Genomic DNA, 14,497 nt, shown 5'->3' with positions numbered 1-14,497 from the left:
CCGCCCCCGGCCCCGGAGTCTGTCAGCCGCGCAGCCGCTCCATCCCCGGATCGACCAGCGGCTCGGCCCTGGCGGTCGCGGCGATCCGTTCGCCGAAGTACTCGATGGACACCGCGTCGCCCACGCCGACCGTGGCGGGCAGCCACGCGTAGGCGATCGGCGCGCGGACCGTGTAGCCGTAGGCGGCGCTGGTGACGTAGCCGCGGGCCTCGCCGTCGACGTACACCGGCTCCTTGCCGAGGACCATGGACGTGCCGTCGTCGACCGTGAGGCAGCGCAGGACCTTCTCCTCGGGCCGGTCCGCGCGGGCGGCGAGCGCCTCGGCGCCCACGAACCCCTCCTTGCCCTTCGCGACGGCGAAGCCCAGGCCCGCCTGGTCCGGGCGGTGCTCGGAGGTCATGTCCGTGCCCCACAGCCGGTAGCCCTTCTCCAGCCGCAGGCTGTTGAACGCCCCGCGCCCGGCGGCGACGATGCCGTGCTCCCGCCCCGCCTCGAACAGCAGGTCCCAGAGCCGCAGCCCGTGCTCGGCCGACGCGTACAGCTCCCAGCCGAGCTCGCCGACGTAGGACAGCCGCATCGCCGTCACGGGGATCCCGCCGATATGGACCCTCTTGGCCCGGAAGTAGCGGAGCGCGTCGTTGGAGTAGTCGTCGCCGCTGACCTTGCCGATGACCTCCCGCGCCAGCGGTCCCCAGAGCCCGATGCAACAGGTGCCGCCGGTGGTGTCGGCGACGTGGACCCAGCGCGCGGGGTCCGCCGCGGACTGCCGGGCCGCCTCCGTGCGCAGGTACGCGAAGTCCACGTTGCCGTTCACGCCGAGCTGGAAGCGCTCCTCGCCCAGCCGGGCCACGGTCACGTCGCTGCGGATGCCGCCGTCGCCGGCCAGCAGCAGGCAGTACGTCACCGCCCCCGGCTTCTTCGCGATGTTGCCGGTGCCCAGCCGCTGCAGCAGCCCCAGCGCGCCCGGCCCGGCGACCTCGAGCCGCTTCAGGGGCGTCATGTCGTACAGCGCGACGGCGGTGCGCGTCTTCCACGCCTCGACGGCGGAGACGGGGGAGTGGAACCGCGCGGACCACTCGTCCCGCTCCGGGGCGCGCCACTCGTCCGGCAGCTCGTCCAACAGGGGACGGTTGGCCTCGAACCAGTGCGGCCGCTCCCAGCCGGCGGACTCCAGGAAGAACGCGCCGAGCTCCTTCTGGCGCGCGTGGAACGGGCTGACGCGCAGGTCCCGCGGCGATTCCCGGGGCTGCAGCGGGTGGATGACGTCGTACACCTCGACGAAATTCTGCCGCGAGGTCTCGTCGACGTACGCGTCGGACGTCTGGACCTCCTCGAAGCGCGTGATCTCGCAACCGTGCAGGTCCGTGCGCGACTGTCCCTCGACCAGCAACTCGGCCATGGCCCTGGCCACGCCGGCGGAGTGCGTCACCCAGACCGCCTCCGCGACGAAGAACCCGCCGAGCTCCGGCGCCTCGCCCAGCAGCGGGCCGCCGTCGGGCGTGAAGGAGAAGATCCCGTTGAAGCCGTCCTCGATCTCGGCGCCGCGCAGGGCCGGGAGAAGGTCCCGGCTGTCCTCCCAGGAGGGGAGGAAGTCCTCCGGCGTGAACTCCAGCCGCGACGGCATGCGGTGGGCGGACATCTCGTCCGCCCCCACGCGCGGAAGCGTGCCGATGTCGACGGGCATGGGGCGGTGCGCATAGCTGCCGATGCCCATCCGGTCGCCGTGCTCGCGGAAGTACAGGTCCCGGTCCTGGTACCGGAGGATCGGTAGCCGGGCCTCGCTCGAAGGACCCTGAAGTCCCGGAAGCTGCGCGGCGGGCGGGTCGTTGCGGCGGAATTGCTCCGGCAGGGCGGTGGTGGTGACGTACTGGTGGGCCAGCGGCAGCAGCGGGACCTCCAGTCCCGCCATCCTGCCGACCTCGCGCCCCCAGAACCCGGCGCAGGACACCACGATTTCCGCGGGGACCACGCCGTCGTCCGTCTCGACGCCGGTCACGCGGCCCGCCGCTTGGGCGATCCCGGTGACCCGGGTGGAGCCGAGGTACGCCACGCCGGCGTCCCTGGTGCGCCGGATGAGTAGCTGGACGGCGCGGGCCGCGGAGGCCAGCCCGTCGCTCGGGACCAGCAGTCCGCCGAGCACCCGGTTGCCGTTCGCCAAGGGGTCGGTGTTCAGCAGGGGGTAGTGCTTCTCGCACTCGTCCGGGTCGATCAGCCGGGCCTCGATGCCCCACGACGTCGCGAGGCCCAGCTTGCGCTTGAGGTCGTGCAACCGGGCCTCGGTGGTCGCCAGCTCCAGCCCGCCCACCTGGTTGAAGCAGGAGACGCCGTCGGCGCGCAGCGACAGGAGCTTGTCCACCGTGTACGCGGCGAACTCGGTCATGGTCTTGGACGGGTTGGTCTGGAACACCAGTCCCGGGGCGTGTGAGGTGGACCCGCCGGCCAGCTCGAGCGGTCCCTGCTCGACGACGGTGATGTTGTCCCAGCCCCGGGCGACCAGCTCGTCCGCGAGGTTCGCGCCGACGATGCCGGCCCCGATGATGACGACGCGGGGCGTGCGGCTCATGGACGCTCCTCCTGGTTCACGGTGCAGTGCCCGTCCTCCGCGCAGCGTTCGTCGCACTCGTGTTTGGTGACGAGGTCGAACGGAACGCCGCCGTGCTGGTCGACGCCGGTGCGGATGGCCCGTTCGACGACGTTGTGGGCCAGCCGGCGCCGCAGCGACAGCGGATCCCGGCGGAGGTCGCGGGTCAGGGCGAAGCAAAGCAGCAGCATGACCAGCACGAATGGCAGGGCCGCCACGATGGTGATGCGTTGGAGCCCGGACAGCGCCTCCGACGGCGCCTCGCCGCCGGCCAGGAGCATGACCGCGGCGACGGCCCCGGTGAGCGTGCCCCAGAAGATCACGAGCCCGCGGGACGGATCGGTCGAGCCGTCGGAGCTCAGCGTGGACATGACCAGCGACGCCGAGTCGGCGCCGGTGACGAAGAAGATGCCGACGAGCACCATGGCCAGGACCGCGACGGCCGCGGCGATCCCGCTGGAGAGCGGCAGGTTCCCCAGGAGGTCGAACAGGGCGCCGTCGAAGGAGATGGTGGGGGCGCCGTCGACCATGGTCACCAGGCCGTCGGACGGATCGTCCGTCTGGTCCGCGGCGGACTGGATGCTGAACGCGGTGCCGCCGAAGATGCCGAACCAGATGACGCTGACGAGGCTGGGCACCAGGATGACGCCCGTGACGAACTGGCGGATGGTGCGTCCGCGGCTGATGCGGGCGATGAACATGCCGACGAACGGCGTCCAGGACACCCACCAGGCCCAGTAGAAGATGGTCCAGCCGGACAGCCAGGTGCGCAGCGACTCGTCGCCGACGGCCTCGGTGCGGGAGGCCATCTCGGCGAAGTCCCGCGCGTAGTCGCCCACGGCCGCGGGGATGAGGTTGAGGATGAACAGCGTGGGACCGGCCACGAAGACGATGAGCGCCAGGAGCACGGCCAGGACCATGTTGATGTTGGACAGCCACTGGATGCCGCGGCGGATGCCGGAGACGGCGGAGGCCACGAAGCAGACGGTCAGGATCGCGACGATCCCCACCAGCACGGGCGTGCCGAGCTCGCCGACCCAGCCGTTGGAGGACAGGCCGCTGCCGATCTGCAGCGCCCCGAGCCCCAGGGACGCCGCGGTGCCGAAGAGCGTGGCGAAGATGGCGAGAATGTTGATGAACTTGCCCACCGGACCCTCGACCGTCTTGCTGCCGAAGAGGGAGGTGAAGGCGGAGGAGATCAGCTGCTTGCGGCCCAGGCGGTAGGTCCCGTAAGCCATGGCGACCCCGACGACGGCGTACATCGCCCAGGGGTGCAGGGTCCAGTGGAAGATCGAGGTGGCCATGGCGGTCTGGATGGCAGCCGGCGTCTGGCCGTCGACGGTTCCCGGCGGCGGCGACACGTAGTGGTAGAGGGGCTCCGCGACGCCGTAGAACATGAGGCCGATGCCCATGCCGGCGGCGAACATCATGGCGATCCAGGACACCGTCCGGAACTCCGGCTTCTCCCCGTCCTTGCCGAGCGGGATGTCGCCGAAGCGGCCGAGCGCCAGCCACAGCACATAGACCACGAAGAACGAGGCCAGGACCATGAACAGCCAGCCCGTGTTCTCCATGACCCAGTCCAGCGCGGACTGCGACGTGGTGGACAGGTTCGCGGTCCCGAGCAGGCCCCACGCCACGAAGGCCAGCGCCAGGACCCCCGTGATGCCGAAGACCGTCCTGTCGAGGCCGGCGGGCCGGCGGCCGCGGTCCTGGTGGGCCTGTTCGGCGTCGGTCCGGCGCAGTTCGTCCAGGATCTGTTCGTTGTCGCCGCGCGGGCCGGGGGGAGCGGGCTCCTGGCCGAGGCCGATGTCGCTGTTCAGTGCCATGGGGCGTCCTTCGGTCGGGTGCGGGGGATGCTGCTAGCGGTGGCCGTCGATCGTCAGGCCGGGCGGAAGGTTGGGAACTTCCCCGGACTCCGTGATCATGATGTCGCCGTCGACGACGCTCACCCCGTGGGTGCGGACCGGCAGCTTGGCCGGCGGCGCGTCGACGGCGCCCGTCCGCAGGTCGAACCGGGAGGCGTGGAGCGGGCACTCGACCTCGCACCCCTCCACCCAGCCGTCGGCGAGCGAGGCGTCCTGGTGCGTGCACGTGTCGTCGATGGCGAAGAGCTCGCCCTCCTCCGTGTGGAACACGGCGATCGGCGGAGAGGTGTCGAGCCGCAGGGCTTCCCCGGGGACGAGCTGGCTCAGCGGGCAGGCCTTGAACATGGTGCGACCTCTTTTCGTCCGGGATTCGCTGGCAACGGATCACGTTGAGTTCCGCAGTGATCAACTGTCGCCGCAATATGCAACAGAGTGCGCCCGCCCCCCAGGCTTGTCAAGGATTCCCCGGCCAACGCCACATCACACGCACAGGCATTGACAGGGGACGACGGCGGCGCCCACGCTGTTGACTATCACGGACGTTGTTGCGTCAGAAGCAATTGGAGGAAGACGCCGCCTATGCAGACCCTTGCGATCGTCGGGGCGTCCCTCGCCGGACTCTCCGCCGCCCGCGCGGCCCGCTCCCAGGGCTTCGCCGGGCGCCTCGTCATCGTCGGCGACGAGCCGCACCGGCCCTACGACCGGCCGCCGCTGTCCAAGGACTTCCTGCTGGGCGCGATCGCGGAAGCCGACCTGTCCCTGGAGTGCGACGGCGACGACCTCGGCGCCGAATGGCTGCTCGGCTCGCCGGCCGTGCTGTTAAGGGGCGCCTCGTCGGAGAGCGGGTTGTCGCAGGGTGCCGCGCACACCGTCGTGCTCGGCAACGGGACCACCGTGCGGGCCGACGGCGTCGTCGTCGCCTCCGGCGCCCGGGCGCGGACCCTTCCCGCGCTCGCCGGGCTCGGCAACGTCTTCACGCTCCGCACGCTCGACGACGCGCGGGCCTTGGCACCCGAGTTGGTGCCCGGCCGGCGGATGGTCGTTGTCGGCGGCGGATTCGTCGGAGCCGAGGTGGCCTCCGCGGCGGTCGCCCGCGGCCTGCGCGTCACCCTGCTCGACCGCCGCGCGGAGCCCTTCGCCGGACCGCTCGGGACGGAGATGGGCGCCGTCGTGGCCGGACTGCACCGAGACCATGGGGTCGACGTCGTCCCGTCCGCGCGCATCGCGGAATTCCGGACCGACGGCGGCCGGGTGACCGGGGTGCGGTTCGCCGACGGCCGGCACGTCGGCGCAGACGTCGTGGTGGTCGGGATCGGCGCGGTGCCGAACACCGAGTGGCTGGCCGGGTCCGGCGTGCTGACCGACGGCGGCGTCCTATGCGACGCCGCGGGACGCGCCAGCTTGCCCGGCGTCGCCGCGGTGGGGGACTGCGCCGCCTGGTGGGACGACGCCCGGGGATCCCACCGGAGGGTCGAGCACTGGGCCGGAGCGGCGGAGCGGCCCGCCCTCGCGGTGGCCGCCCTGCTGGGCGGCACCCCGCCGGCGCCGAAGCCCGCGTACTTCTGGTCCGATCAGCATGGCGTCCGGCTGCAGTTCGCCGGCCATGCCGCCGGCTACGACCGGCTGGAGATCGCGGCGGGGGACACCGCCGGCCGCAGCTTCGTGGCCCTGTACCACCGCGGGGACGACCTGGTGGCGGTCCTCGGCATGAACCAGCCCCGGCTCTTCACCAAGTGGCGGCGGAGCCTCCCGACCCCGGTCCCCGCGGATCTCGTCCCCGTCTTGTCTGTCCTGTAAGGAGTACACCGTGTCCCTTGAGCTGAACACCGCCGGCGTGAGCACCCCCGGCATGAGCACCCCCAGCCTGATCCCGACTCTGCCCGGCGCCGCGTACGTGGACCCGGCCGTCTTCCGTACCGAGCAGGAGCGCATCTTCGAGCAGATGTGGTTCTGCGCCGTGCGCTCCGCCGACCTGGACAAGCCCGGCGCCTGGCGGACCGTGCAGGTCGGCCGGGAGAGCGTGCTGATCAGCCGCACCCGCAAGGGCGGCGTCCGCGCGTTCTACAACATCTGCCGGCACCGCGGGGTGAAGCTGTGCCTGGAGGAGCAGGGCGAGGCCGCCCGCTCGTTCCAGTGCCCGTACCACGCGTGGACGTACGACTTCGAGGGCAAGCTCATCGCGGCGCCGAACCTGACCAAGATGCCGGACATCGACCGGGACGAGTACGGGCTGGTCAAGGTCCACGTCCGCGAGTACCTCGGGTACGTGTGGGTGTGCCTGGCGGACGAACCGCCGTCGTTCGAGGCGGACGTGATGGGCGCGATCGAGGAGCGGCTCGGCGACGTGCACGCGATCGACGGGTACGACGTCGCCAACCTCAGCCTGGGGCGCCGGATCCGCTACGACGTCAAGGCCAACTGGAAGCTCATCGTCGAGAACTTCATGGAGTGCTACCACTGCGCCACCATCCACCCCGAGCTGACCGAGGTCCTGCCGGAGTTCGCCGACGGGCTGGCAGCGCAGTACTTCGTGGGGCACGGCGCGGAGTTCGGCGAGGACGTCAAGGGTTTCACCATCGACGGCTCGGAGGGCCTCGATGCGATCCCCGGGGTCGGCGAGGATCAGGACCGGCGGTACTACGCGATCACCATCAAGCCCACGGTGTTTGTGAACCTGGTCCCGGACCACGTGATCATCCACCGCATGTTCCCGATGGCGGTGGACCGCACCGTGGTCGAGTGCGACTGGCTGTACCTGCCCAGCGTGGTGGAGAGCGGCAAGGACGTCACGGCGTCCGTGGAGCTGTTCCACCGCGTCAACCAGCAGGACTTCGACGCCTGCGAGCGGTGCCAGCCGGCCATGGGATCGAGGGTCTACGCGAACGGCGGCGTGCTGGTCCCGAGCGAGCACCACATCGGGGCGTTCCACGACTGGGTGCAGGAAAGGCTGGGGGAGGGCGCCTCCTAGCCCGCTACGGGCCGGTGTACCCCATGTTGGCGCTGATCTGGAGGCCGGCCGCCTGGAGGGACTCGACGAGGCCCGGCTTGTCCTCCGGATCGAACCGGAAGGCCGGTCCCGCGATGCTGACCGCGCCGATGACCGTCCCCGCGTGGTTGTGGACGGGGACGGCGATGGCGTTGATGCCGATCTCGAACTCCTCCCGGGTGACGGCGTAGCCGCGGTGGGAGACCTCCAGGAGCTGGAGCTCGAGTTGCTTGCGGCTGGTGATGGTCAGCGGCGTGCGTGCCGGGAGGCCGGTCTCCTTCAGGACGCGTTCGCGCTCCTCGGCGGGCAGCGCGGCCAGGAGGACCTTGCCGCTGGACGTCGCGTGCAGCGGGGTCAGGCTCCCCACCCAGTCGTAGGTGGCCAGGGTGGACGGGCCCATGGCCTGGTCGACGTTGACGGCGTAGTTGGAGCGCAGGACCGCGAGGTTGACGGTCTCCTTGTGCTCCTCGGCGAGGGCCTCCATCACGGTCCTGGCCTCGCGGACCAGGCTGAGACGTCCGGGGATGGAGCTGGCGAGGCGCAGGACGCCGAACCCCAGCTGGTACTTCCCGCGCTCGTTGTTCTGCTGGACGATGTCCCGGGCCACGAGCGAGCCGAGCAGCCGCGAGGCCGTGGATTTGTGGATGCCGATTTCCTCGGCGATCTCGCTGACGCCGGCGTGCCCGGTGCGCGCGAGGATCTCCAGGATCGCGAGCGCCCGATCCACGGACTGCACGCCGCCGTGCTGCGCGGCGTCAGAATCGCTTTCGCGGTCCGGGACGTCTCTTGAAACCATAATGATGTGGGCTTTCCTGTTGCGCGCGTACGAATACATGCTTCGTCGTCTGCCGGTCGCGTCCACCCGGCGGTGCTATCGCGCCATCATAATTCGGCATGCGCGGAAGAGGAGAAACATTGCTGGCGCACGGGACTCGAGTGGATATGTGATTTGAGCGTTCCGCTTATTAACGCCGAACGCCGGAGTCGTCCTGAGACGCCGTTGTTGACCATCGCCCACTCTCAGCGATTGGTCTCTACGACGCTATGGCGTGAGTCGGCGTCGGACATCTACTGCACCGTGGGGAAGACTCTCCTCAGCAGGTCGACGAGTTTCTGTGCGAACTCAGCATCCACCTGCAGGGACTGGCTGCTCTTAGGTCGGGAGGCTCGATTGGCGGATCCAAAGGTGGTCAAGTGCAGGAGCTTGTCTTCGGACTGGTTTCCGATTACTTGCCAGTAGCAGTCGACTTCCGAGGGATGCTCACGCGCGGATTGGTTGCCTGACAGTAGCGACTTCACGCGTGCCATAACAGTTGCTCCGGATTGTTGGGAGGATCGCTGCCCTCGTGGCTTCGTTCTTCAGGTGCAGCATAGCTGAGGCAAAAGGGAACTCAAGAGAAAATTCGCATCTAACGGGCACATAAAGGGCATTGATTGGTTACCATCGGCAATATAGAGCTGGCACACCTGGGGGCAGAATGACAAACGAACTTATTGACGCAAAGACCGACACCGCAGATGTTGCCGAAGACGTCCGCGAAGTAGCGGACCATATCGAGTTCCTTGTTCGGGGCGGCCAAGCCGTGGCTGTCGTATGCGAGAAGCTTCAGTCAGGATTCTTGAAAGTGTCGCCTGCCCTCGTCTCGGCTGCTCGGGCCGAATACGAGAAGCGTATGAAGATCATTGAGTACTGGGATGACTCAGAGGGCACCTTGGACCGCGAGGGCGGTGTCATCAAGAATGGAGCCAAGAGTTGGTATGGGGGGCCTAAGGACGGTGACTTCTTCTGGCCCCCACTAAGGAGCAGGCTAGCGAGTGAACTGTCCGACGCGATAAAGGATATTGACGCATCCTCCACTCGGGTCGTTTCACTAGGAGCGAAACCTGGCGACGAACTGATTGACACGCGCGGCTTGGTCCTTGGCTACGTGCAGAGCGGCAAGACCACGAACTTCATGTCCGTCATCGCCAAAGCTGCCGATGTCGGGTACAAGTTGATCATCGTGCTCTCCGGTATTACTGACAACTTGCGGCAACAGACTCAACAAAGGCTTGGCGACTATGTTGTTGCCCCATGCGCCGGTCGCTTTCACCTCCTTACGACGGAGGATCAGGATTTCGCTGAGACCACGAATCCAAATGCGCTCCTCAATAGCGACGAACTTCGCCTATTGGCGGTTGTAAAGAAGAATCCTGCTCGGCTTCGCAGGCTGAATAAGTGGCTGAAGAAGGCCTCGACAACTACGTTGGCAAAGTTGCCCATACTGATTATCGATGATGAAGCTGACCAAGCTTCCATTGACGTAGGTAGTAAGCGTCAATCCACAATCAACGCCCTGATCGCGGAGCTGCTCTCCCATCCCAAAGCGGCGTATGTTGCCTACACGGCAACCCCGTTTGCCAACCTACTCATTGACCCGCAGAACGAGAAAGGTCTCTATCCCCGAAGCTTCGTAGTTAATCTTCCGAGACCGGAAGCGTATTTTGGCCCGGAGCGTGTATTCGGATCCCTCGAATGCGAAGAGGGCGCGATCCCAGATGACGGAATGGATATAGTCCGGCCGATCGCGGAGGAAGATGTGGCAATGCTCCGCCCGCCTCGAAAGAAGGCCGACCAAGAAACCTGGGCTCCCCAAGTTCCCGACTCCCTCAGGCGTGCGATGCTGTGGTTCGTCTTGGCCACTACCGCCCGGCGGATGAGGTCAGGAGATGTGAGACATTCTTCAATGTTGGTTCACACCTCGATGCTGGCCAAGGTTCACATGGAATCCGCTGACGCGGTTGAGGAAGAGCTAGAGGACATTCGGGCCGCCTTCCAGAGTGATCAGAGTGCGCTCGAACAGGAGATGTCCGAATTATGGACCTCAGAAAGTCAGCGAGTCCTCGGCGCCGATTTCGGCAATAGAGACTTCGACTTCTCAGAGCTGAGGCAAGGGCTTGGGGCAACATTGGATGCAGTGAAAATCGTAGTGGACAACTATCTATCGACGGATCGTTTGAACTACGAGGCGGGCTCGCCAGCAACGGTCATCGTGGTTGGGGGAAACACCCTTTCGCGCGGCCTCACCTTGGAAGGGCTCATCGCCAGCTACTTCATTCGGGCATCCACGGCTTATGACACGCTCCTGCAAATGGGCAGGTGGTTCGGCTACAGGAACGGCTACGAGGACCTAGTTCGTATCTGGATGACGAACGAACTTCGACAGTGGTTCATGGCGCTGGCGACGGTCGAAATGGAAATACGGGAGGAGATTGAGATCTACGCTCGCGAAGGGAAGACACCTATGGATCTTCCCGTGCGCATTCGAACGCACCCTCAGATGGCGATCACTTCCGCCGCCAAGATGCGCGACGCCGTGAAGGTGAGTGTCAGCTTCTCAGGCAAGAAAATCCAAACCATCCTTTTCAGAGATCAAGACGCCAATTGGCTGAAAAGTAACCAGCAAGCAGTCGAAGACCTCGTGTTGAGGGCCAAAGGAGCGGGACACCGAGAAGACGAGCTCGATAGCCCAACGTTCCGCGGGTTCCAAGGGATTAGTTCGGGGGAAATTATCCGCTTCATTGAGGCCTACCAAGTCCACGAAGATGCGCGGACGATCAATCCTGATGCCGTGAAGCAATACATAGCAAAACAGAATGACCAGGGCGCCCTGCTCAACTGGAACGTGGTCTTCATAGAACGCCAAGATGAAAAGCCATCTGAAATGACACTCGGTCTTGAGACTCCGTTGCGTCTGCTGAGGCGTCGCAAAATGATGACCAACGACGACGGAACTGCGAATCTTAAAGCGATCACGTCGCGCTGGGACCGAGTGGCAGATCTTGACTACTCCAAGAAGGGTATTGCGGATACGTTCTCCAAAGGTCAGGAAGGGAAAGTCTCCGATGATGTCCTGCGATTCGTTCGACACAAGCAAGGACACGGAAAGTCCGGACTGCTCGTTGTCTACCCCATCAATCGCAACTCTGAGGTTGAAAGGCCCGATGCTGGGACTGAGACTTCCGCGCGAATAGAGAGCGCAGTTCGAATGCCGCTATCCGCAGCGGACCACGTGATTGGGATCAGCGTGATGTTCCCAGAAACGCCCAACCACTACGACGCCGTGGACTATTACGCCGCGAAGGTGGACGCCGGATATCTGGAGGATGTCGATTCTGAGGCCGAAATGGCCGACGACCTTGATGAAAAACGCGCTGAGATCGAAGAGGCAAAAACGCTGTGACCGCCGTAGTAGAAACGTCCAGCGCAATCTTTGCTTTTCTTGGGACCCAAGTGTCCGCAGCAAGAAGACTGATTGTCCGTACTTCCGACGTCCTTACTGAGTTTGGCCCACTAGCGCATGCGATTGACGGGAGTGGGAATCCGTCGCTCCTAATCCCAGTGGCGGGGCACCAGACTTGCGTCGAAGATTGGCAGAATCGGGCAGTGACATTTGGACAGCGCACGATCAAGTCGCAGGCTGGCCCCCAGGAATTTCTCGTTCTGCAATGCCGCGAGCCACGGCTTTTAGGGCCCTTCTGTCTGCTAGTCGATGACATCTTGGAAGCCGCCTCGGAGTGCCCCCAAGAAGCGCCCGCCCTTGCCAGGGACACTTTGGAGCGGTGGAAAGAACTGCTCCGCGACACCAAACCGCCGTTGCTGTCGGACGCTCAGCTTGTTGGCCTACTCGGAGAATTGACGTTCTTGGATGAATTGACGTTCCACAATGGTGCTGACGCACTTCGTTACTGGCTGGGGCCACGCCGAGCACGACATGACTTTGTATTTGCGAGTGCGTCTGTTGAAGTGAAAGCGACGGTCTCCAGGGAATCGTTTACGGTTACGATTCACGGATCCAAGCAACTTGAGGCCCCCCCTGGGGGAACGCTGTTCATTCGAGGCTATCAATTCGAGTCGTCACCTGTCGGAACCTCCGTACCCCAATTGCTGTATCGCTTGGTTGAGAATGGGCTCTCACGATACGAACTCTTCGAACTAGTCGAAAAAATGGGCTACAGCGAAGCGGACGCCGGACACTACGCGGAACGGCGGTACACATTGATCTGTGAACGGACTTCGCTGGTCGATGAGAGTTTCCCCCGGCTGACCCAGGAAACGGTCGCGAGTCAGATTCTTGACCAGATCACCGGTCTCCAGTACTCGGTTGATCTCGCCTCGCAACGCAACGATTCGCTCGATATCGCGGCATTGGTCGTGGAGCTGGTCCCATGACAATCCAACTCGGCCTCTATAGGCATCAGTGGGACGCCGCTGGCAGCGGTGACGCACAATCCATACAAAACGCCATGGGCAAGACAAGCCTCGACATGTGGAACGTTCTGCTTCGCGAGACACTGCAGAATTCTTGGGATGCAAGACTTCAGGAGAGAATCAGATTCGACATTGCGGAAAAGGAACTGACTACAGAACAGACTGATGCGCTACTGCATCAAGTGTTTTCCGAACTGCCGCCAGAAGGTAAGTCGAGGGATATCCGCCAGAAGACCAGTCGAGGTCGCATGCGGGTCCTGACCATCGCGGATAGGCAAACGCGAGGTCTCGGCGGTCCGATCCGCGCTAATATCGCGCCTGCAGAGGGCCAAAGAACTGACTTCGCCGATTTCATCAGGAACTTCGGCCGGTCTCATAGCAAGGGGCTCGAAGGAGGCACGTATGGACTCGGTAAGGGCGTCCTGTACTCCGCCAGTCGAATCGGCGTTTGTCTCGTCTACTCGCAGCCGCGGATAAACGGTGCCATTGAGCCCCGACTGATCGCAGTGTCCGGTGGCGATTCTGACTACGTTCAAGACGGCTATAAGTTCACTGGTCGCAACTGGTGGGGAGTAATTGCTGACGATGGAGTTGTTGACCCGCTTATTGGCGTGGAGGCTCGGCTCCTCGCGCAAACTGTCGGGATGCCTGTTCCGGAAAGTGATGAGTCTGGGACGTCGATCATGATCCTCGCGCCGGAGGCGTACGCTGAGCGACTCGGAAACGTGGAACTCGATGCCCGCGTTCAAGCATTGCGGGAAGCCGCGGTTACGTGGGCTTGGCCCCATGCCGTGGATCTAGGGGCGGGACCGAGCGTAGATTTCTCATTTAGCATTGACGGCCTAGCCTTAGCGCCGATTGAACCATCGAACGAGCCCCTAGTGCGCCACTTCGTCAAGGCATATCAAGAACTTGAACGGTGGCAGGGAGGAAGATCCAAAGGGCCTGGGGGACTCAGCCGGGGCGATGAGGTTCGCTCGCAGAGACCGAAACGCCTACTTGGCCATCTGGTCGCGCGCCACGTCGCAGAGGTTTCGAATGATGATGAGCAACTCATGAATACTGTGGCGCTCATGAGGTCGCCAAAGCTGATTGTCAAGTACATGCCAATCTCCGCTCCGCCGGCGGAGGGAGGTACGTATGCCGTATTCAAGTGTCATCCTGACGTGGATACCGACTTCGCTCAAGCCGAGCCCGTCACCCACGATGACTGGATTGCAGCCAAGAATCAGAAGGCCAGACAAGCCAACTTCGTGAATATTGCACTGAATCGCATCCGAGAGTTCTTCAGCGTCCAGAATTCTTCGACGGCGAATGCGTCGGGAGCCGACCAAGTTCAGGGCGCGAGCCACATTTCCTCTGCCTTGGGAACTCTCATGGGGTCCTTCACCGGCAGGGGCGCATCGGTTCCTAGCGCGAATGAACCGGGTCCCACTTCACCACCTGGACCGCCGCCAAGCAGGCGGGCGTCAGCGCAGCTGGTCCGTCCCCCATATCTCCTTCAAATGGACGGCACCACCTATGTCGGCTTCCCCTATGCAATTAAGGGCGGCAAGTCTGGCGAAAGGTTCGCCTTGCGAGCTACGGCGAAGATCGTGGTGGATGGCGGAGGAACTGAACGCGACGAGGGCCCCGCCCGAGGTTCCACGCCTGACTTCGCCGGTTGGTTGGTCGGACGCGAGCGGGAAGTTCGTCAGATAGCAGACATTGAGATACCGGCTGTGTCTGAATTGACCGCCGTTTTTATCCAGCCTGAGGACACGGCGGTCAAGGCCACGCTCGAATTGATTGAGGTCGCGACGTGAGAACTG

General features: G+C 64.7%; 9 protein-coding genes. 5 read left to right on the top strand and 4 right to left on the bottom strand.

Annotated elements, in window-relative coordinates:
• Window positions 1–22: 22 nt before the first annotated feature.
• Genes ACETWP_RS16135 through ACETWP_RS16125 form a run of 3 tightly spaced genes read right to left on the bottom strand, consistent with a single transcriptional unit; the run spans window position 23 to window position 4,794 of the window.
• The gene (locus ACETWP_RS16135) at window positions 23–2,563 is read right to left on the bottom strand and encodes a GcvT family protein (RefSeq protein WP_373973294.1); all 2,541 of its coding nucleotides are present in this window, start codon (window positions 2,561–2,563) and stop codon (window positions 23–25) included.
• Window positions 2,560–4,410 (bottom strand): BCCT family transporter, encoded by a 1,851-nt coding sequence (locus ACETWP_RS16130; RefSeq protein ID WP_373973293.1) that lies wholly within the window; start codon window positions 4,408–4,410, stop codon window positions 2,560–2,562. The genes ACETWP_RS16135 and ACETWP_RS16130 overlap by 4 nt, the downstream gene beginning before the upstream one ends.
• A 33-nt stretch (window positions 4,411–4,443) precedes the next feature.
• Window positions 4,444–4,794, bottom strand: a complete 351-nt coding sequence (locus ACETWP_RS16125; RefSeq protein ID WP_373973292.1) for a bifunctional 3-phenylpropionate/cinnamic acid dioxygenase ferredoxin subunit — start codon at window positions 4,792–4,794, stop codon at window positions 4,444–4,446.
• Between the two features lie 234 nt (window positions 4,795–5,028).
• On the opposite strand from ACETWP_RS16125, the gene ACETWP_RS16120 reads away from it, so the two are divergent.
• Window positions 5,029–6,246 (top strand): NAD(P)/FAD-dependent oxidoreductase, encoded by a 1,218-nt coding sequence (locus ACETWP_RS16120; RefSeq protein WP_373973291.1) that lies wholly within the window; start codon window positions 5,029–5,031, stop codon window positions 6,244–6,246.
• A 52-nt stretch (window positions 6,247–6,298) separates the two neighbouring features.
• Complete coding sequence (locus tag ACETWP_RS16115) at window positions 6,299–7,417, top strand: aromatic ring-hydroxylating oxygenase subunit alpha (RefSeq protein WP_373973332.1); 1,119 nt, start codon at window positions 6,299–6,301, stop codon at window positions 7,415–7,417.
• Window positions 7,418–7,421: 4 nt separating this feature from the next.
• On the opposite strand, the gene ACETWP_RS16110 is transcribed toward ACETWP_RS16115, so the two are convergent.
• Window positions 7,422–8,231, bottom strand: coding sequence for an IclR family transcriptional regulator (locus ACETWP_RS16110; RefSeq protein ID WP_373973290.1), 810 nt, complete (start codon window positions 8,229–8,231; stop codon window positions 7,422–7,424).
• A gap of 682 nt (window positions 8,232–8,913) precedes the next feature.
• Here ACETWP_RS16110 and ACETWP_RS16105 point away from each other — a divergent pair.
• From ACETWP_RS16105 to ACETWP_RS16095, 3 genes are read left to right on the top strand one after another with little or no spacing between them, the layout of a single operon-like run.
• Complete coding sequence (locus ACETWP_RS16105; protein WP_373973289.1) at window positions 8,914–11,658, top strand: Z1 domain-containing protein; 2,745 nt, start codon at window positions 8,914–8,916, stop codon at window positions 11,656–11,658.
• On the top strand, window positions 11,655–12,647 hold the full coding sequence (locus ACETWP_RS16100) for a PD-(D/E)XK motif protein (RefSeq protein ID WP_373973288.1): 993 nt from the start codon (window positions 11,655–11,657) through the stop codon (window positions 12,645–12,647). The genes ACETWP_RS16105 and ACETWP_RS16100 overlap by 4 nt, the downstream gene beginning before the upstream one ends.
• Entirely contained in the window at window positions 12,644–14,491 is a 1,848-nt protein-coding gene (locus ACETWP_RS16095) for a hypothetical protein (RefSeq protein WP_373973287.1), read from the top strand. Before ACETWP_RS16100 ends, ACETWP_RS16095 begins: the two co-directional genes overlap by 4 nt.
• Window positions 14,492–14,497 lie beyond the last annotated feature (6 nt).

This window comes from Arthrobacter halodurans, from assembly GCF_041877255.1.
In the GTDB taxonomy this organism is placed as follows: domain Bacteria; phylum Actinomycetota; class Actinomycetes; order Actinomycetales; family Micrococcaceae; genus Arthrobacter_N; species Arthrobacter_N halodurans.
Note: the sequence above shows the minus strand (reverse complement) of the source record. Positions and strands in the feature narration are given on the sequence as shown.